General features: G+C 68.5%; 17 protein-coding genes. 8 read left to right on the forward strand and 9 right to left on the reverse strand.

The window, feature by feature from the left end:
* Positions 1-2: 2 nt before the first annotated feature.
* From ACZ5BU_RS18480 to ACZ5BU_RS18490, 3 genes are all read left to right on the forward strand, one after another.
* Complete coding sequence (locus ACZ5BU_RS18480; RefSeq protein WP_465700346.1) at positions 3-1268, forward strand: sensor histidine kinase; 1266 nt, start codon at positions 3-5, stop codon at positions 1266-1268.
* Positions 1171-1851, forward strand: coding sequence for a response regulator transcription factor (locus ACZ5BU_RS18485; protein WP_465700348.1), 681 nt, complete (start codon positions 1171-1173; stop codon positions 1849-1851). The genes ACZ5BU_RS18480 and ACZ5BU_RS18485 overlap by 98 nt, the downstream gene beginning before the upstream one ends.
* Positions 1852-1933: 82 nt before the next feature.
* Positions 1934-4105 carry an MMPL family transporter gene (locus tag ACZ5BU_RS18490; protein WP_465700349.1) on the forward strand — a complete coding sequence of 724 codons (2172 nt, stop codon included), beginning with the start codon at positions 1934-1936 and terminating at the stop codon, positions 4103-4105.
* Here ACZ5BU_RS18490 and ACZ5BU_RS18495 read toward each other — a convergent pair.
* Positions 4081-4713: a hypothetical protein gene (locus tag ACZ5BU_RS18495; RefSeq protein WP_465700351.1), complete on the reverse strand. Its 633-nt coding sequence runs from the start codon at positions 4711-4713 to the stop codon at positions 4081-4083. The two genes, ACZ5BU_RS18490 and ACZ5BU_RS18495, sit on opposite strands and share 25 nt — an antisense overlap.
* 165 nt (positions 4714-4878) lie before the next feature.
* Between ACZ5BU_RS18495 and panD the strand changes: the two genes are divergently transcribed.
* Both panD and ACZ5BU_RS18505 read left to right on the forward strand, forming a co-directional pair.
* Positions 4879-5295, forward strand: coding sequence for an aspartate 1-decarboxylase (panD, locus tag ACZ5BU_RS18500; protein WP_465700352.1), 417 nt, complete (start codon positions 4879-4881; stop codon positions 5293-5295).
* 21 nt (positions 5296-5316) lie between these two features.
* A complete protein-coding gene (locus tag ACZ5BU_RS18505; RefSeq protein ID WP_465700353.1) occupies positions 5317-6765 on the forward strand; it encodes an aminopeptidase P family protein in 1449 nt (482 codons plus the stop codon).
* On the opposite strand, the gene ACZ5BU_RS18510 is transcribed toward ACZ5BU_RS18505, so the two are convergent.
* The 5 genes from ACZ5BU_RS18510 to ACZ5BU_RS18530 all read right to left on the reverse strand — a co-directional run bounded on the left by ACZ5BU_RS18510 (position 6762) and on the right by ACZ5BU_RS18530 (position 13328).
* Entirely contained in the window at positions 6762-7469 is a 708-nt protein-coding gene (locus ACZ5BU_RS18510) for an aspartate/glutamate racemase family protein (protein ID WP_465700355.1), read from the reverse strand. The genes ACZ5BU_RS18505 and ACZ5BU_RS18510 overlap by 4 nt on opposite strands.
* Positions 7466-8968, reverse strand: a complete 1503-nt coding sequence (locus ACZ5BU_RS18515) for an NCS1 family nucleobase:cation symporter-1 (protein WP_465700356.1) — start codon at positions 8966-8968, stop codon at positions 7466-7468. The genes ACZ5BU_RS18510 and ACZ5BU_RS18515 overlap by 4 nt, the downstream gene beginning before the upstream one ends.
* 150 nt (positions 8969-9118) lie before the next feature.
* Positions 9119-9826 (reverse strand): GntR family transcriptional regulator, encoded by a 708-nt coding sequence (locus ACZ5BU_RS18520; protein WP_465700357.1) that lies wholly within the window; start codon positions 9824-9826, stop codon positions 9119-9121.
* Between the two features lie 40 nt (positions 9827-9866).
* Positions 9867-10445 (reverse strand): dihydrofolate reductase family protein, encoded by a 579-nt coding sequence (locus ACZ5BU_RS18525; RefSeq protein ID WP_465700358.1) that lies wholly within the window; start codon positions 10443-10445, stop codon positions 9867-9869.
* 81 nt (positions 10446-10526) lie between these two features.
* The gene (locus ACZ5BU_RS18530) at positions 10527-13328 is read right to left on the reverse strand and encodes an ATP-binding protein (protein ID WP_465700360.1); all 2802 of its coding nucleotides are present in this window, start codon (positions 13326-13328) and stop codon (positions 10527-10529) included.
* 4 nt (positions 13329-13332) lie between these two features.
* Here ACZ5BU_RS18530 and ACZ5BU_RS18535 point away from each other — a divergent pair, with 4 nt between their 5' ends.
* Positions 13333-13710, forward strand: coding sequence for a DoxX family protein (locus ACZ5BU_RS18535; protein ID WP_465700361.1), 378 nt, complete (start codon positions 13333-13335; stop codon positions 13708-13710).
* Positions 13707-15011, forward strand: a complete 1305-nt coding sequence (locus tag ACZ5BU_RS18540; RefSeq protein WP_465700362.1) for an FAD-binding oxidoreductase — start codon at positions 13707-13709, stop codon at positions 15009-15011. The genes ACZ5BU_RS18535 and ACZ5BU_RS18540 overlap by 4 nt, the downstream gene beginning before the upstream one ends.
* Before the next feature lie 65 nt (positions 15012-15076).
* On the opposite strand, the gene ACZ5BU_RS18545 is transcribed toward ACZ5BU_RS18540, so the two are convergent.
* From ACZ5BU_RS18545 to ACZ5BU_RS18555, 3 genes are all read right to left on the reverse strand, one after another.
* Positions 15077-16957, reverse strand: a complete 1881-nt coding sequence (locus ACZ5BU_RS18545) for a ricin-type beta-trefoil lectin domain protein (RefSeq protein WP_465700364.1) — start codon at positions 16955-16957, stop codon at positions 15077-15079.
* Entirely contained in the window at positions 16954-18165 is a 1212-nt protein-coding gene (locus ACZ5BU_RS18550) for a NosD domain-containing protein (RefSeq protein ID WP_465700366.1), read from the reverse strand. Before ACZ5BU_RS18550 ends, ACZ5BU_RS18545 begins: the two co-directional genes overlap by 4 nt.
* 65 nt (positions 18166-18230) lie before the next feature.
* Positions 18231-18407, reverse strand: a complete 177-nt coding sequence (locus ACZ5BU_RS18555; protein WP_465700367.1) for a hypothetical protein — start codon at positions 18405-18407, stop codon at positions 18231-18233.
* 222 nt (positions 18408-18629) lie between these two features.
* Between ACZ5BU_RS18555 and ACZ5BU_RS18560 the strand changes: the two genes are divergently transcribed.
* Complete coding sequence (locus ACZ5BU_RS18560; protein WP_465700369.1) at positions 18630-19940, forward strand: ABC transporter substrate-binding protein; 1311 nt, start codon at positions 18630-18632, stop codon at positions 19938-19940.
* Positions 19941-19942: the final 2 nt, after the last annotated feature.

Below are 19942 nucleotides of genomic sequence, written 5' to 3' on the forward strand. Positions count from 1 at the left end.
TCATGGAACGGCTCATCAGGTTCTGCCGTGTCTTCAGGCGGCACCCGCTGGCGCTGGACCTTGCACTTGCCCTCGCGATCCTGCTGATCAACCTGACGGTGCCGGGCGGCCGGCACATGGGCGAGCGACTCCAGTTGGACCGGACGACGGTAGTGCTGGCTCTCGTGGGTGCGGTCGCGATCGTCTTCAGGCGGCGCGCGCCGATGCTGGTGCTGGCGATCACCACCGCGGTCGCGACCGCTTTCGTGATCGCCGAGCAGGCCAAGAGCCCGATCGTCATGTACCTGGGCGTCGCGGCCTACACCGTCGTCCTCTGCAAGGACCGGACGACCCGATCGATCGCGGTCGTCGCCGCCGCCTTGATCACCCTGACGGCCGAGGCGTTGTTCGTCGGCGGGGACGTGCTCGACAACCTCGGCCTGACCTTCTTCGTGCTGTTCTCGGGCGCGATCGGCGAGGCCGTGCGGTACCGGCGCGCGTACCTCCAGGAGTTGGAGGAACGAGCGACCCGCGCGGAGCAGTCCCGTGACGAAGAAGCCCGGCGCCGGGTGATCGAGGAACGGCTGCGGATCGCCCACGAGCTGCACGACGTCATCGCGCACCACATCGCGCTGATGAACGTGCAGTCCGGGGTGGCAGCACATGTACTGCGCTCGCAGCCGGACGAGGCCGAACGCGCCCTCGCCCTGGTCCGATCAGGCGGCCGCACCGTACTCCAAGAGCTCACCGTCCTCCTCGGGGTGCTACGCCGCTCCGGCTCTCCCCTGCCGACCGCACCGACCCCGTCGCTGCACGAGCTGGGCGCTCTGATCGACTCCTTCGCAGCGGCCGGCGTAGACGTCCAGTGGACGCCCCCTGCGTCCCTAGAACCCCTGCCGGACGTCGTAGAACTAACCGCCTACCGCGTCATTCAGGAGTCCCTCACCAACGTCCTCAAACACGCCCCAGGCGCAACCGCCCGGGTCTGTATCGACCGGGGCGCAAGTGCGCTGACGATCGAGGTAACAGACACAGGTGATGAGCCGACTGCCGAGCACATGGGCGCCGGGCATGGGCTGGTCGGCATGCGGGAGCGGGTTGCTGCGGTGGGCGGCCGGTTGACGACTGGACCGGAGCCGGCTGGTGGGTTCGCGGTACGTGCTGTGTTGCCTTTGGAGACGGGAGTGATGGGTGACGATCCGGGTACTGCTGGCCGACGACCAGACGCTGATCCGCAGCGGGTTCCGGGTGCTGGTGAGTTCGGCACCCGATCTGGAGGTCGTCGCTGAGGCGTCGAACGGGCGGGAGGCGGTCGAGCTGGCCCGGAGCGAGCGGGCCGACGTGGTGCTGATGGACATCCGGATGCCGGAGCTGGACGGGCTCGCGGCGACCCGGATGATCACCGCGGACGAGGCGCTGGCCGGCGTGAAGGTGCTGGTACTGACCACGTTCGAGGTGGACGAGTATGTGTTCGAGGCGATCCGCGCCGGCGCCAGTGGTTTCCTCGGCAAGAGCGTCGAGCCTGCCGAACTGATCGACGCGATCCGGGTGGTCGCCCGCGGCGACGCGCTGCTCTCGCCCAAAGCGGTCCGCGGGCTGATCAACCGCTTCCTGGCCGAGCCCACCCCCGGCCGGACGACGGGTCCCACGGTGCTCGACGTCCTCACCGAGCGCGAACGCGAGATCGTCGGCCTGGTCGCGCTCGGCCTGTCCAACGACGAGATCGCCGAGCGGCTGGTGCCGTCCCCGTCGACCGCGAAGACCCATGTCAACCGCGCGATGATGAAACTCGACTGCCGCGACCGCGCCCAGCTCGTCGTGCTCGCGTACCAGACCGGCCTGGTCCGCCCAGGCATACCGCAGTCGCAGTAGCCCGGTACGGCGATCGCGGTACGGGCGGATGTCCGCGATCGGGCGACGCGGAGGACGGTGCCGCGCCGGGAGCATCGAGAGCATGGCTACGTACCTCTACCGGCTCGGCCGGTTCGCCTTTCGCAGACGGCGGCTCGTCGTACTGATCTGGCTCGGGCTGCTCGCGGCCGGCGTCACCGGCGCGGTCGCCCTGTCCGGCCCGACCTCCGCCGGCTTCTCCATTCCCGGCACCGAGTCGCAGCGGGCCGCCGACCTGCTGCACGATCGCTTCCCGCAGGCCGGCGCTGACTCCGCGACCGCCCGGATCGTCTTCCAGGCGCCACCCGGCCAGCAGCTCGCCGGCAACCCGCAGGTGCAGCAGACCCTGGCCCGGATCGCCACCGCACCACAGGTCGCCCACGTACTCGACCCGTTCACGGCGAAGGCGATCTCACCGGACGGCCGTACCGGCTACGCCCAGGTGACGTACACCGTCCGCGCCGCCGACGTCACGCCCGAGGCCAAGGACGCGGTGGACGCCGCGATCGCACCGGCGCGGGCATCCGGTCTCACTGTCGAGTACGGCGGGGAGGCGCTGCAACCGAGTGGCGCACAACACCTGACCGAGGTGATCGGCCTGGGAGTGGCCGCGGTCGTCCTGCTGATCACCTTCGGCTCGCTCGTCGCGGCCGGCCTACCGTTGCTGTCGGCAATCATCGGGGTGGGCATCGGGGTGACCGCGATCACGGCGCTCAGCGGGTTCGTCGACATCGGTTCCGGGACGTCGATCCTGGCGCTGATGATCGGACTCGCGGTGTCGATCGACTATGCGCTGTTCATCATGTCGCGGTACCGGCACGAGCTGAGTACCGGCCTCGAACCCGAGGAAGCGACCGGGCGCGCGGTCGGTACGGCCGGATCCGCGGTGGTGTTCGCGGGACTGACCGTGGTGATCGCGCTGGCCGGGCTGTTCGTCGTCGATATCCCGTTCCTCACCCAGATGGGCCTGGCGGCCGCGTTCACGGTGGTGATCGCGGTCGGGATCGCCCTCACCCTTCTGCCCGCCCTGCTCGGCTTCGCCGGGCCGCGGGTCTTCTCCGGGCGACTCGGCCAGCTGACGGCCGGGCGGTCGAGAGGACGGGAGACCGCGGGGCGCCGGTGGGTGCGGTTCGTGACCCGGCGGCCGCTGGCGGTACTGCTCGTCACCGTCGCCGGCCTCGGCATCCTGGCCGTCCCGGCGACCGATCTCGAACTCGGCCTGCCCAACGACAGCACCGCGGCGCCCGACTCCACCCAGCGCAAGGCGTACGACCTGCTGTCCGAGGGCTTCGGGCCCGGCTTCAACGGCCCGCTGATCGTCGTCGTCGACGCCGGCGGAGCCCCCGACCCACAGAACGCTGCCACCAGCACCGCAACCGCCATCCGCACCCTGCCCGACGTCAAGGTGGTCTCCCCACCGCGCTTCAGCCCAGCCGGAAACACTGCGCTGCTGACCGTGATCCCGGACAGCGGTCCGAGTACGACGCAGACGAGCGACCTGGTGAAGTCGATCCGCGCACTGCCGAACCCCGACGGCGCCGAGGTCGCGGTGACCGGCGCGACCGCGATCAGCATCGACATCTCGGACAAGCTCGGCAGCGCACTCGTCCCGTACCTGACCCTGGTCGTCGGGCTGGCGTTCCTGCTGCTGATGCTGGTGTTCCGTTCGCTGCTCATCCCGTTGAAGGCGACGCTCGGGTTCCTGCTCAGCGTGGCGGCAACGTTCGGTGCGGTGGTCGCGGTGTTCCAATGGGGCTGGCTGGCCGGCGTGTTCGGGATCTCCGGGCAGACCGGGCCGGTGATCAGCATGCTGCCGATCTTCCTGATCGGAGTGGTGTTCGGGCTGGCGATGGACTACCAGATCTTCCTGGTCACCCGGATGCGCGAGGAACACGTCCACGGCGCGGGCCCGCAGGCCGCGGTGGCCAACGGGTTCGCGCACGGTGCGCGGGTGGTGACCGCGGCGGCGGTGATCATGACCGCGGTGTTCTCCGGGTTCGTCCTGTCCGACCAGGCGCTGATCCGGGAGATGGGCTTCGGGCTCGCGCTCGCGGTCCTGATCGACGCGTTCGTGGTCCGGATGACCGTCGTACCGGCGGTGATGGCACTGCTCGGCCGGCGCGCCTGGTACCTCCCCCGCTGGCTGGACCGCGTACTCCCGAAGGTCGACGTGGAGGGCGACGCGCTCCGCCGCCCACCAGCCGATTCGCGTCAGGGAGTGATGACCAGCGTCTGAGTCGCCTTGTTCAGTACGAGGCCCAGCGTCTTGCTGCTGGCAGGACGACCCGCAACGGTGATCTCGGCGTCGGTCAGGGTCCGCCCGCCCTGAGCGACGTACCGCGTGGCCACCCAGCGGGTCGTACTGCCGCTCTTGTACGTGTAGACGATCGTGCTCACCGTCAGCCGCCCCTGTCCCGCGGTGGACGGCATGCCGACCGTGGACGTACCGAGGATGTGAAGCCCGCGCGTCCCCCTGAGCGCGGCCACCTTCTGCTTCAGCGCGTTCTGCGGCGTCTGCGGCCCCCACCACGTGTTGAACCGGATCATCCGGCTGTCGGCGGTGTCGTCGAACCGGGTCTGGTGCTTGGCCACGTCCACCTCACGCCAGGTCTTCGGCAGTACGGCGTTCGACAGGTATCCGTGCGGGTACTTGCGCTCGAAGTACCGCTTCACGAACGTCACCGAAGTACTGCTCTGTGCACTTCTCTGGGCAGCCGTCAGCTTGACCGGCTGCTGGGTCACCGCGGCGCTGCTCGGCTGTGTCGTCCCCAGCAACACACTCCCCGCCGCCGCCAGCGCCGCGACCCCCGTAGCGACCCCTGCCATCACGCCGTACCGCTTCATCTCTCGATCCCCTCCATCAGGCGCTCCCCCGTCGGCAGCGCACCGGTTGAGACACCACGCCCCTGCGGAAAGTTGCCGACTGCCACAAGATTCGATCCTGATGAAAAGGTCCGACGTGACTGCGGCCACTGACAGCCGGGGGCTACGCCGGGATCATGAGCCGGCATGTGGCGCGACATGATGAAGTCGAAGGTGCACCGGGCGACGGTGACGCAGGCGGACCTGGACTACGTCGGGTCGTGCACGCTGGACGCGGACCTGATGGACGCGGCGGACCTGCTGCCGGGCGAGAAGGTCGACATCGTCGACGTCACCAACGGGCAGCGGCTGTCGACGTACCTGATCGAGGGACCGCGCGGGTCCGGGATCGTCGGGATCAACGGGGCGGCGGCGCACCTGATCCACCCGGGCGACCTGGTGATCCTGATCGCGTACGGGATGTTCGACACCGCCGAGGCGAAGGTCTTCGAGCCGAGCGTAGTCTTCGTGGACGAGCACAATGCGATCACCCGCATCGGCTCCGACCCCGCGGAGGCACTGCCGGACAGCAGCACGCTACGTGGGGACCAACTGCACCCGTAGCGAGATGAGGACTGGTCACCGATGACCGAGAACGCTGCCGGGAACACCGGCACCACTGGCCCGAAGACCGCGTCCCACGACAGCGAGCCGAGCCCGAAGCTGCGCGCGTTCATGAACTCGGGATGGGCCGACTCCGAGCGGCACGATCTCTCCCTGAGTGACGTCGGCGTGTGGGCGGCGAAGCGCCGGGACGCACTGTCGCAGGCGTTCCCGGGCGAGCGGCTGGTGATCCCGGCCGGCACCTACAAGGTCCGCTCGAACGACACCGACTTCGTCTTCCGCCCGCACACCGACTACGTGTGGCTGACCGGCAACCAGACCTCCGACGCCGTCCTGGTGCTCGAGCCGAACGGCACCACCGGCCACGACTCCGTGCTGTACTTCCGGCCGCGCGCCGGCCGCGGCCAGGGCGAGGAGTTCTGGCGGGACCGGACGTACGGCGAACTCTGGGCCGGCCGCCGCCCGTCGCTGACCGAGACCGCGAAGGAGTTCGGCATCGAGACCCAGCACGTCGACCAGCTGGCCGACGCGTTGAAGGGCGACGTACCGACCCGCGTCCGCCGGGACGAGGACGAGTCGATCGCTGCGCTGCTGAGCGGCGCGCGGACCGACGACCTGAAGGACAACGAGCTGGCCGCGACGCTGTCCGAGCTCCGGCTGGTCAAGGACGCGTACGAGCTCGACCAGCTCCGGGACGCGGTCGCGATCACCCACCGCGGGTTCTCCGACGTCCTCGCCGAGATGGACAAGGTCAGGACGTACGGCGAACGCTGGATCGAGGGCACGTTCTGGCGCCGGGCCCGCGCCGAGGGGAACGACGTCGGGTACACGTCGATCGCCGCGGCCGGTCCGCACGCGACCACGCTGCACTGGATCGAGAACGACGGCCCGGTGAACGACGGCACGCTGATGCTGCTCGACATGGGTGTGGAGAACCGGCAGCTGTACACCGCCGACATCACCCGCACGCTGCCGGTGAACGGCGAGTTCACCCCGCGCCAGCGGGACCTGTACCAACTGGTCCTCGACGCGCAGAACGCCGGTATCGCCGCCCTCACGCCGGGTGCCGCGTTCCGGGCCGGGCACGAGGCCGCGATGGAGGTCATCGTCCGCGGGCTCGACGCGATGGAGCTGCTGCCGGTCTCGGCCGAGGAGGCGCTCGACCCGGAGAGCCGCCTGTACCAGCGCTACACGCTGCACGGCGTCAGTCACATGCTCGGCCTGGACGTCCACGACTGCGCGGCGGCCCGCGAGGAGAAGTACCGCAAGGGCACCGTCCAGCCCGGGCACGTCCTCACCGTCGAGCCGGGGCTGTACTTCCAGGCCGACGACCTGACCGTGCCCGAGGACCTGCGCGGGATCGGCATCCGGATCGAGGACGACATCCTGATCACCGACGGGGCCCCGGAGAACCTCTCCGAGGCCATGCCGCGCACGATCGAGGGCATCCAGTCCTGGATGGCGTCCTAGGCGTTTTGGTAGCGCGGGTGCGGCGCGAACTCGCCGAGCTTGCCGGTTCGCAGCCGCATCCGCACCAGTAACTCGACCGTGGCGGTCGCCGCCGCCACACCGTCGATCACGCTCACCCCGAGCTCGGCCGACAGGTCGTGGCACAGGCCGGCCATGCCGGCGCAGCCGAGCACGATCGCGTCGGAGCCGTCCAGCGCGAGCGCCTCCTCGCACGCGCGCAGGATCGTGGCCCGCGCGTGCGGATCGGTGTCGAGCGCGAGCACCGGGATCTCACACGCGTGGATCCCGAGGCACTGCCGCGCCACGCCGTACTCCTCGGCCAGATCGTGGGCGTGACCCACGGTCCGGCGAAGCGTAGTGACGACGCTGAACCCGCGGCCCAGGTACGCCGCCGTCCGCATGCCGGCCTCCGCGATCCCGACGACCGGTCCGCGGGCGAGCTCCCGGGCTGCCTTCAGGCCCGGGTCGCCGAAGCACGCGATCACGTACCCGTCGTACCCGGCCGCTTCGCCGTCCACGATCTCCTGCAGCAGCCCGGGTGCGGCGTACGCGTCGTCGGCGTGGCTCTCGATCGACGCCGGCCCGTGCGCCGGGTTCACCGCGTCGACGGTGACCCCCGGACCGGCGACGGCCCGGGCGCACTCGCCGATCAGCGCGGTCATCGACGCCGTCGTGTTGGGGTTGATCACCTTGATCCGCATCATGCCTGTCCTTGGGCGATGCCTGCGCGGCGCGCGAGGACCGAGTAGACCGCGTAGCCGACACCGCAGCCGATGAACCAGCTGTAGTCGCTGAGCCACAGCGCCTCGCCGATCCACCGCGGTACGAGGACCGACGCGACCGAGACGGCACCGGCGGCGATCACGGACCGGATCGCGACCGGGTTGTAGCCCTTGCGGTAGTAGTACGCGCCGTCCTTGTCCAGCGTGAACATGTCGTCGACGACGAGTTTCTGCTTGCGGATCAGGTAGAAGTCCGCGATCAGGATGCCGAACAGCGGGCCGATCAGCGCGCCGAGAATGCCCAGCGTGTAATGGATTGCCGTGTCGTTGTTGTACCAGTTCCACGGCGTCAGCAGGACCGAGCCGACGGCCGCGATCATGCCGCCCATCCGCCAGCTGATCTTCTGCGGGCTGACGTGCGAGAAGTCGAACGCCGGCGAGATGAAGTTCGCGACGATGTTGATGCCGACGGTCGCGGTGACGAACGTCAGGGCACCGAGCAGGATCGCGAAGGTGCTGTCGATCCGCTCCACGGTCTTGATCGGGTCGGTCAGCAGTTCGCCGAACACCGGAACCGTTGCGCCCGCGGTCAGCACGGTCAGCAGTGAGAAGAAGACGAAGTTGATCGGCAGGCCCCAGAAGTTTCCACGGCGCACGCTCTTGAAGCTGTTGCCGTAGCGGGCGAAGTCGCCGAAGTTCAGCATCGGCCCGGAGAAGTACGAGACCACCAGGGCGATCGCGCTCAGCATTGTGCCGATCGTCGCCCAGCCGGTCAGGCTGTGGTTGGACAGGTTCAGGTCGATGTGGAAGTCGGACTTCACCAGCAGGTACCCGCAGAGCAGCAGCATCGTCACGTACACGGCCGGGCCGGCGAAGTCGATGAACTTCCGGATCGTCTCCATCCCGCGCCAGAACAGCGCGGCCTGGGCGACCCACAGGATTGCGAAGCTGACGTACCCGAGCACGGACAGGCCGGCGAATCCGTGCACCTTCGCATCCGCCCACGGGCCGAGCGCCGGCCAGAGCTTGAGGAACACGATGTTCAGCGATTCGGCGGCCAGGAACGTCTGTACGCCGTACCAGGCAACGGCGATCAGGCCGCGGATGATCGCCGGGATGTTCGCGCCGAGGACGCCGAACGAGACCCGGCTGATCACCGGGTACGGAACGCCGGCCTGCTGGCTCGGTTTGGCGACCAGGTTGCAGAAGAACTGCACGATGCAGATCCCGAGGATCAGGCAGACGAACACCTGCCAGCTGGTCAGGCCGAGCGCGAACAGGCTGCCCGCGGTCAGGTACCCGCCGACGCTGTGCACGTCGGACATCCAGAACGCGAAGATGTTGTAGCTGCGCCAGGTCTGCTGCTTCAGCGGCGCGAGGTCCTGGTTGGTCAGCCGCGGATGGTAGTCGCGCGCCGCGGGTTCCACCGGATAGCCGGCCGCCTGGACGATGTCATCGGGTACACGGGATTCGGTCGCCATCGTGTGCTCCTCCGGCCCGGGGCCGCAGCGCGGGATCGTGCGGCCGAGTAGCACGGAAAGCTAGACCCGAAGTTTTGGCCAAGCCAGGAATAATTCGAAGTTCCGCTCAAATATATGATCCGCCCTTGCAAATATAGGAAAACCACGTTGTCAGGCCGGATCGGCGAAGCATTCCGGGTCGTCGGCGAACTCCGCGATCGCGGCCTTCAGATGCGCGTAGTGCCGCTCCGACGCGGCGACCAGCGCGTCGGCGTCGCGGGCGACGTACGCCGCCACCAGCTGCTCGTGATCGGCCTGGAAACCTTCCCGCTCCTGCACCGCGACCCGGGCCATCGGCCGGGCCGGCTCGGTGATGTTCCAGGCGGTCTCGTACATCCGGATCAGCCGGTGCATCCCCGACGGCTCGATCAGCGCGAAGTGGAACCGCCGGGTCGCGGCCGCGTACTCGCGGGCGTCCATCGACGAACCCGCGCCGGCCAGGGCTTCGTGGGCGGCGCGGATCCGGTCGTGATCGTCGGCGGTCGCGTTGACGGCAGCCGCGCGCAGGGCCGCGGACTCCAGCGCCTGGCGGACGTCGTACAGCTCGCGGAACTCGAGGAACGTCAGCTTGGCGACCCGGTACCCGACGTGCGGCCGGTGCTCGACCAGCCCTTCGCCGAACAGCGTCTTCAGGGCCTCGCGTACCGGGATCGCGCTGACCCCGAAGAACGCCGCTACCTCGTCGATCGGCACCGAGGTCCCCGGCGGCTGATCGCCGGTCAGGATCGCAAGCCGCAGATCGCTCTCGACCGCCGGCATCTCCCCCGCCGCGGCCGCGGTCCGCACCAGCCGCGACGTGAACTCCGACGGTCTCCGCATCTCCGGACGATAAGCCTGGGCGGAACCGCCTGTCGAGGAACTACCGGACAACGTGGAAGCGCAGGTGGGTGACCCCGCTGCCGGCCTCGACCACGCGGTCGCGGGTCAGGTTCACCGGCGATGCACCGAGCAGGTCGAACAGCCGGACGCCGTCGCCGAGCAGTACGGGTACGAGGTGGACCTGGATCTCGTCGAGCAGCCCGGCAGCCAGTGCTTGCTGTGCCGCGGTCGCGCCGTGGATGCCGACCGTACGGTCACCGGCCACGGCTTTCGCCTGCTTGACGGCGCTCTCGATACCGTCGGTGACGAACGTGAACACCTTCGGCGCCTCGGCGGGCGGCTCGTGCGTCAGGACGAAGCACGGGACGTCGCCGGCCGGTCCGCCGTCACCCCAGCCACCCTCACCGACGCAGAAGTCGTACGAACGACGTCCCATCAGGATCGCTCCGGCTCCGGCCACCATCTCCTGCAGAACTTCCCGGTCGGCGGCGGTCGCCGTCGCCCCCAGCCAGTCGTGCAGGATCTCACCGCCTTCTCCGAGCGGGTTCTTCCGGCTGTCGTTCGGGCCGGTGACGAACCCGTCCAGTGACATCGACATCGCTGACGCTACGGTTCCCATGATTCCTCCAAGGCTTGTCGGACTTGTCCCAAGCCTGGCCGTATGGGACTGCGCCGGGCATCCGTGCTGACCACGGATCGACTACGGAACCTGCCGCGTTCCGGTCTGGTGGTCCGGGTGCAGGGCGAGGGTGCTGGCTTGCTCGAAGCGGGCACCGATGCGGCCGAAGGCGTCAGCGGCTGTTAGCAGCTCCTGCAGGTTGCCCGTGTGCCGTGCGGCGGCTCGCGTACGGCAGGCGGCGGCCCAGTCGTTCTCGGCGGCGTCCTGGGCGGTGGCTCGAAGCAGCTCACCCGCGTCGGGCAGGCCAGCGATCACGGCGAGCTCGGCGGCAGTGGTCCGCGCGTACGGCGCCCACCAACGCTCCCCGAGCGCACCGAACGCCCGCCGCACAATGTCTTCCACCTCTTCGTCGTTCGCGCGTTGTACGGCGACCCGCGCCTGCGCGAACGTGTACGGGGCAACCAGCCACGGTGCGTCCTCCGGCTTCGCGCACCGCGCGACCTCGAGCGCACGTGCCTGCCAGACGTCGAACAGCCCGTCGTCGCGCAACCCGTGCACCATCGCGGCCATCGACAGCGCGGACGCCATCCATTCGATCGGCGGCGCACCCGCGCGCTGCCACCGTTCCCAGAGAGCGTCGGCATGCTCCACACACGCGTCGAACTCGCCCGTCAACGCTGTCACCCGGATCCGCCGCGGCAGCGAGATGTACGGGTGATCCCCGACCGGATCGTCGGACGCGTTGACAGCCGCGAAGGCGGCCGGCAGATCACCGACCGCGGTCGCCGTCGTCGGCGCGACGTGAAAGGCGTCGATGATCTCGGCCGCCGCGTACGGCTCGTGCCGCGGCAACGGACCGACCAGTTGCATCCGCTCCACCGCGCAGGCCCGCGCGTCCCGCAACCGGCCTGCGTTCGCGGCTGCCACGGTCAACGCATCGAGCGCCCCGGCGATCAGCACCGGATCTCCGGTCCTGCGCGCCGCCTCGACAGCCTCGCCGGCAAGCTTCGCATCCGCCTCGATCCGCCGCCCGCCGTACTCCCAGGCATTGGCCGTCGCCAGCAGTGCGCTTACGTGCACGTCCCCGGCCCGCGCGCAGTCCACGGCCTCCCGCAGCAACGCGCGGCTGCGCTCAGCCGGGAAGTCGTACAACGTCCCGGTCGGATACCGGTTGACCGCGATCACGGCCAGCGCGAGCACCGTGGCCCGAACGTTGCCGTCAGCAACCGCCCGGTCGGCCGCGTCCAGCAGCAACGCGACACCGGTCTCCGCGTCCGAGATCGCGATCGTGGCATCAGCCGCCGAACGTAGATCCAGCGCAGCCTCGATACCGTCGGCGGCCCGCTCGGCCGCGGCCCGGTAGTGGCCGACCGATTCGACGAACTCACGCCGGGCAAACCCGAGATGTCCCAGCGCGCGAGCCAGCCGGTGCGCCACCGGGTCCGGGGCTGCAGGCGTGGCGGCCAGGGCGGCGCGGAGATCGGCGACCGTCTCGTCGTACTGCTCGTGCCAGCCGGTGGTGTCGAGCTTGCCCTCCAACGTGACGGCCGTGTCGGCCGCCCAGTGCAGGCAGCGATTCTGGGCGATCGCCAGCTCGTCCGGCGTGAGTTGCTCGCGGGCGAACTCCCTGATCGTCTCGAGCAGCCGCCAGCGCGTTCCCCGCCGGACGGCGAGACTCTTGTCCGTCAGCCGCCCGAGCAGGTCCGCCACCTCGCCCCGGCCGAGCTCCGGGCTGGTCGCACTGGCGGCCTCGAGATCGAAGCCGCTTACGTAGATCGAGAGCCGCCGGAACAGCAGCCGCTCCTGGTCGTCCAGCAAATCGTGACTCCAGCCGATCACAGCCCCCAGCGACCGGTGCCGGACGTCCCTGCCGCGCCCACCAGCGAGCAGCAGGAGTCTGTCGTCGAGCGCCACCTGCAGACCGGCGGTTCCGAGCGAACCGATCCTGGCCGCGGCGAGTTCGATGGCCAGGGGCATGCCGTCCAGTCGCGCGCAGATCTCGGCGAGCTCGCCGTCCGGCGCGGTGAAGGACGGGTCCACGGCCCGCGCGCGGTCGGTGAAGAGTTCGATCGCGGCGTCCAACGGGGGCAGCAGCACGGTCGCCTCCGCCGGTACGCCGAGGCGCTCGCGGCTGGTCGTGAGGATCCTCACTCCGGGACAGGTACGGAGTAGCTGTTCGGCCAGTACTGCGACCTCGTCGATGAGGTGCTCGCAGTTGTCCAGAATGAGCAGTGAGGGACCCTGTTGCAGATGCTCGATCAGCACCTGCTCCAGGCTTTGCGGCGGGCGCTCATCGAGCTCGAGCGCTGTCGCCACCGCCCGCGTGACCAGCCCGTCCCGCACCGGAACCAGATCCACGAACGCTCCGGACCCGCCGGCGCCTGCCTCGGCGGCAACGACGGCCGCCAGCCGTGTCTTACCCATCCCACCGGGGCCGACCAGCGTCACCAGCCGTGATCGCCGAAGCGCTTCGCGCACCTCCACCGCCTCGGCGGAACGCCCGACAAACGTGGTCCGGCCGGCGGGTACTCCGCTCACCTTCGAACCACCCACAGCAGCCGGGACGGGCGGATCGGCTGTGCGGCGGTCCTGGTTGACGAGGTCGGCCAGTTGGCGGCGGTCGGCTGCGCCGTACTTGCGGAGAAGTGACGAGACGTGGCTCTCGACCGTGCGGACGGAGATGTGCAGGGCGTGGGCGATCTGCGCGTTCGACCGATGGTCGGCCAGCGCCGCCAGTACCTCGGCCTCCCGTTCCGACACCTCGTTCACCCGCCCATCATGACCGATCCGTGGTGTCTCCGTGGTGAGCACGGATGTGAACGACAGGTCCTCCACGCGAAGGTCGTCGTACCAGAAACCGACCTTGGAGGTAATGATGAGCACGACGATGACAGCCCGCAGAGTCCGGCCGGGTGCGGTGGCGCTGTGGGTGGTGCAGGGAATACTGGCGTTCGGGTTCGTGATGGCAGCCCTGCCGAAGCTGACCGGCGATCCGGCCATGGTCGACATCTTCGACGCGGTGGGCGCCGGACAGTGGCTGCGCTACGTGATCGGCATCCTGGAGATCGCCGGCGCGCTCGGTCTGCTGATCCCGCGGCTGTGCGGTCTCGCCGCGACCTGCCTTGCCGCGCTCATGATCGGCGCGAGCCTGACCAACGTCTTCGCCGTGCACGTGTCCCCGGCGATCCCGGTCGTCTACCTGCTCCTGACGGCCACCGTTGCCTGGTTCCGCCGCGACTCGATCCGAGCCCTGGTGCACCGATGACTACCACGACGTACGCAGACCTGACCCGCCCGGGAGACCCGGACTACGACTCGGCCCGTGCTGTCTGGAACGCGATGATCGACCGCCGTCCGGCCGCCATCGCACGCTGCGCCAGTACAGCCGACGTCGTCGCTGCCCTCCGCTACGGCCAGGAGGCGGGTCTGGAGATCGGCGTCCGCTGCGGCGGCCACAGCTTCCTCGGCCTTCCCGTCGTGGAAGGCGGCTTGCTCATCGACCTCTCGGCGATGAACTCGGTGCAGGTCGACCCAGTCAGCCGCCGGGCGCGCGTCGGCGGTGGCGCGTTGCTCGGCGCACTGGACACTGCGAGCCAGCGGTACGGCCTGGCGACCACGGCCGGCAACGTCTCGCACACCGGCGTCGGCGGGCTCACGCTCGGCGGCGGCATCGGCTGGCTGGCCCGCGCGTACGGCCTGACCTGCGACAACGTGGTCTCGTACCAGCTGGTCACCGCGGACGGCGCCGTACTCCGCGTCACCGAGTCCGACCACCCGGACCTCTTCTGGGCCTTGCGCGGTGGCGGCGGATCCTTCGGCGTCGTCACCGAGTTCGAGTTCCGCCTGCACCCCGTCGGTACCCAGGCGCTGACCGTCGACTTCTACTACGACCTGGACAATGCCGGTACGGCGCTCCGCGGCTGGCGAGACCTCTTCGCCGAGGCGCCACGCCCGGCAACCCCGGTCGCCCGGATCGGCCGCTCCGACGACGGCCGTCCGGTCGCGAGCATCGGCTACGTCTGGGTCGGCGGTCTCAACGAAGGACGCCGGCTGATCCCGTCGTACCAAGCGATCGGCAAGCCGATCGGACAACGCGTCCGGGAGCTCACCTACCTCGACCTGCAAACCCAGTCCGACGACGCCGAACGCCATGCCCTCCGCCGCTACTGCAAGGGCCACTACCTCCGCACCCTGCCCGACGCCGCGATCGACGCTTTCCTTGCCCAGGACAACAATCCGGGCGCGCGACTCACCCTCAACTGCGGCGCCATCAGGGACGTACCGGACGCCGCCACGGCCTACAGCCACCGCGACGCTCTGGTCGAGTTCACCACCGGCGACGACTGGACCGATCCCGCCGAAGACAGCGCCCGAATCACCGCCACCCGAAGCTACGCCGCCACCCTGGAGCCGTACACCAGCGGCAGCTACGTCAACACGATCGCCGACAACGACCCGACGGCCGTACATCGCGCCTACACCCCCGGAAAACTCGCCCGCCTGCAAGAACTCAAGCAGACCTACGACCCGACCAACGTCTTCAACCAAACCGCCCTGAAGCGCTGATCCCAGCCGACCCCGGCGGGCGCCATCCGAGTGCCCGCCGGGAAATCTACGCTGCCGTCGTCACGCTATGCCGGACCGACCCAGCTTTGGTTGCGGGTGCCGACGCAGTCGTAGATCTGGAGTTGGCGGCCGTTGGTGAAGTCGGCCTCCGGCAGGTCCAGACATCGCCCGGAGGCGAGGTTGACCAGGGTGCCGAAGTTGCCTCGCCGCCATTTCTGGTTGCTGCCGCCCGAGCAGGCCGCGACCTGCACCAAGGTCAGGTTCGCCGTCTGGCCGGAAGGCACCTCCATGCAGACGCCTCCGGTGGTGAGTTCTCCGGAGCTGTTCAGATTCCACGTCTGGTTGGAGTTCTGCAGGCACGTCCACAACTGGACCTTGCCTGAGGCAACGTCACGGTCGACGCACAGGTCCTGCCGAGTGGTCGAGGCGATGCCGCCGGCGGGAGCTGCGCCCTCGGGGGCCGGGGTCCAGGTCGACGCGATCGGCGAGAAGCTCAGCGACGTGAGCGTGACAGCGCCGCCGACGGAGTACAGCCGGATCCCGAGGCTGCCGGACGAGGAGTCGAACGCGACGTTGTCGCTGATGACGGTCTTCCCGTCGTTGCCGAACACCTCGAGCTGCCCGCGATCCACGAGGAGCCTGACCGTGACCCGGTTGGAGATCGGTGGCATCGACGCGCCGTAGAGGGTCTGCGGCGCGACGGCGTACGCAACTGTACGGTCGCTCGACCCGTCCGACCGCGCGTGCAGGCGGAACCCGAACTCCGACGCGGTCACGCCGCTCAGGTCGAACTGTGCGGTGAGCTCGTACGTGTCGGCCGAGACACCACTGAGTGGGTCGGTCGACGGATCCGTCGTGATCGTGCGTGTTCCCCAGCTCTGGGTCGACGTACGGATGGCCGAGATCTCGCTGACCGGGTTGCGGGTGATGCGGATGCCCTCGGGATAGGTCTTCAGCGCGAGCTCGACCGGGAACGACGCGTTGCCGGTCCAGGTCACGCCGGCGTTGCTCGGTTGCCAGGCCAGCTGGACGATCCGACCGTTCGGCAGTTGGTTGAAGGTCTGCGAGGCGTACCACGTGGACGGCGGGAAGGCCGCACCGGAGACTCCCCACTCCATGCGCTGCTGGGTCGCCGAGTCCGCGACGAAGAGACCGTTCGCATCGAGCGAGCCGATGACGTACTCGCCACTGGCATCCTGGAGGACCCACTTCTGGACATTGGAGTTCCCGTCCACCGGCAGGCGGTAGAGATCGGGACACTCGACGAACCAGCCTGCGGAGTAGGCGCCGCGGTACGTCCAGTCGAGCAGATTCGTCGAGGTGTAGAAGGCGGCGCCGGTACCGGCCCGGAACGTGACCAGTTCCCAGCGATTGTGGTCCGGGTCCCATTGCACCTTCGGATCGCGGCTCTCGACCGGATCGGTGATGACCTTCGCTCCGCCGTTGTACAGCTGGAACGTCTTCGCCCCGTCGGTCGAGTACGCGATGCTCACCCCGTCGGTGTTGGTGAACAGCAGGATGGGATCGTCGGACCCGACCTTCAAGCCGGTCACGTTGTTCACGTCGACCCAGCCCGAACCCGACCAGAGAGTGGCATTCTGTACGCCGGGTTCGAGGGCGATCGGTTGCTGCGTCCAGTGCACCAGGTCGGTGCTGGTCGCATGCCCCCAGTGCACCGCCGCGTCCCAGCCGAGCCCGTGCGGGTTGTGCTGGAAGAAGAGGTGGTAGACCCCGCGATAGTACAGCGGGGCGTTGATGTCGTTCATGAATCCGTTCTGCGGGCTGAAGTGGAACTGGCCGCGGAACGGTTCGGTGTAGTCGGTGGCGGCGTACGGGTACTCCGGATAGTCCGACGGTGAGCCGGCGATCGCGGTGGGGATCGCCGTCAGGCCGGTGAGCGCGAGGAGCCCGAGGAGCGCAGCCAGGAATGCGGCGATGCGGGTCATGGAGTGGCCCGGAATCCGTACGTCGCTCCGGTCAGGGCCTGGAACTCCGCGGTGGTGCCGCAGTCCAGGACCTTCGTGTTGACGGTCGATCCGTCGAGGACGACCGTGTGGACGGCGACATTCGCGGCCGTGTGGTTGGTTGCGACGTAGTTGTTGCTCCCCGACTTCACCAGGACCATCGTCGGGGTCGCGCCGGACGGCGTGATGTTCGCGGTCGGTACGTCGAACGAGAAGTGGTTGCCGACCACGGTGTTGCCGCTGCCGTTGAGTTGCACCAACCCGAACAGATCGTCGAGGCCGTTGTTGAAGCCCTGCATGGCCGGGAACGACTCGTGCTGGCGGAGGAAGTGGTTCGACCCGATCAGGTTGTTGTGACAGGCCCCTTCGAACTGGATCATCCCCGGATAGAAGGCGTGCAGGCGGTTCGCACTGAGGTTGTTGTTGGTGCAGTTCTTCAGGTGCACCGAGCTCTTGCCGCGGGGGAAAATGTTGTTGCCGGAGACAATCAAGCCGAAATGGTTCTCGGCGAAGATCGAGAATCCGACGTAGCCGGCGCCGATCATGTTGTCGTTGACCATACTGGCCTGCCCGGAGCTGACGAGCTCGATGCAGTTGCCGTTCTCGCAGAGGAAGTTGCCCTGGATGTGCAGCGCGTCGGCGTCGGTGATCATGATCGCGTGCTCGAGGTAGATCATCCCGAGGCCGCGGATCCGCAACGAGTCGGTGGCGGTGGTCGACCGGATCCCGTACTTGCCGTTCAGGTAGCTGTTCTCGTTCGGGGCGAACGAGATACCGTCCAGGCAGAAGTCCAGCAGCTCGATCGAGCTGAGCCGGGGATCGCCGCTGCGGCTGATCAGGATGGCCTCGGCGTTCCCGTCGGTGTTCTCGACCCGGATCCGGCTGCCGCCCGGCCAGATCTCGTGCCAGCCCGAGGTGTCGCCGGAGTTGTACCGGATACTCGACGACGTGAAGCCGTGGCCGGATCCCTTGAGCTGCAGGTAGCTGATGTCGATCACGATGCGGGTCTTGAGCGAGTAGTCGCCCGGCGGGATGTAGATCACCGCGCCCGGCTTGGAGGCCTGCGCCGGCTGATTGGTCTTGATGTCGGCGATGATGCTGTTCACGACCGCGCCGATGTCGGTGTACGCGGTGGTCGATGGGCTGCCGGGGATGGTCCAGGTCGTGACGTCGTAGATCGTCGAAGGCATCGTCTTCCCTTTCGGGTCGTGGACGGTCGAGATGCAGCGGGCCAGAGCAGGCCTCAGAGCAGGCCTCAGAGCAGGCCGAGGAGGGTGTTGTGCGGCCGTGGCTCTTCCGAGGACACGGCAACGCCGGCCGCAACGGCCGGCGTACTGGGGATCTCGAGGTAGCCCGCGGCGCTCACGGCGGCCGCGGCTGCCAGGAAGACCCGGCGTGACAGGCGTGCTTCCGGCGGAGTGGAGGAGTTCATATCGGCTCCTTCGAGGCAGATGCCAAAAGGTTTTGGCACGACTGAATTGATCCGAAGGTAGGACCGCCGCCGGGCAGCGGCAAGATCGCCGTAACTGCCAAAACGTTTGGCAACTGTTTGGCAGGGAGTTTGGCGTTGACCCCGTGAAGCCGGCTACCCAACACTGCTGCCAAGACGTTTTGCCAAAACGTTTAATCACACGTCTGGAACGGAGTCGAAGTGATGAAGCTTCGCAGTACGAGCGGTCGTCTCCGGACCGCGATGGCAGGTATCGCCGCTGCCACCAGCCTGATCCTGGCCGCCGCCGGCTGCGGCGCCGGCGGCAGCTCCGCGGGTGCGGCCGGCAAGCTCACCGTCCTGGTGGAGGGCGGCGGCAAGGCCGAGCTCCAGCCGATCGCCGATCTCTACCAGAAGCAGACCGGCACCACGGTCGACCTCGTCGAACTGCCGTACGACGGCCTCTACGACCGGATCCAGACCGAGCTCGGTGCCGGCAAGACGTCCTTCGACGTCGCGGCGCTCGACGCCATCTGGTTGAGCGCCTTCGCGGGCGGCGTCTCGCCGCTCGACGACCTCTTCACCGACGACGTGAAGCATGATCTGTTCCCGGGCCTGGTGACCGAGGCGCAGGTCGGCGGTTCGTACGTCGGTATGCCGGTCTGGACGAACTCCGAGATTCTCTACTACCGCACCGACCTGTTCGGCGACCCGAAGGAGAAGGCGGCCTTCAAGGCGAAGTACGGGTACCCGCTCGCCCCGCCGACGACGTGGAAGCAGTACAAGGACGCGGCCGAGTTCTTCACCCGCGACACGAACGGCGACGGCCAGACCGATCTGTACGGCACCGATGTGAAGGGTGCGGTCGAGACGGAGTGGCTGGCCACGGTGTCGCAGACCGGCGAGAAGACGATGGTCCTCGATCCGAAGAGCGGCAACGTGACCATCGACGACGCCGATCACCTCGCGGCCCTGAACTTCTACACCAGCTTGTTGCCGTACGCACCGCCCGGCGCCGCGCAGCTCGACTGGGCCGGTGCGCAGAACCTCTTCTACCAGGGCAAGCTCGCGATGATGCGCTTCTGGGGACACGCGTACACCCAGACGCCGGCCAACGCCAAGGTCAAGGGCAAGATCGGCGTCGCCCCGATGATCGCCGGTCCCGGCGGCGTCGCCGGCGTACCCGGCGCCTGGTACCTCTCGGTGCCGAAGGCAACCAGTAGGCAGGCCGAGGCGAAGAAGTTCATCGCCTTCGCGTACGCCCACAACGACCTGTCGATCAAGACGTCCTTGGGTCTGGTTGCCCGGATCTCGGCGTTCGAATCGCAGACCGGCGTCGCCGGGCACGAGAACTACCCGGCGATCCTCACGACGCTGAAGTCGCCGGCGACGATCGCCCGGCCGGCCACGCCGAAGTGGCAGGAGATCGTCACCACCGTGCTGACGCCGATGCTGCAGAAAGCGGTCGTCAAGGGAGCGGACAACGCAGGCCTGCTGAGACAGGCGAAGACGAAGATCCAGACCATCGTCAAGTAGGC

The organism is Kribbella sp. NPDC031520 (assembly GCF_055580825.1).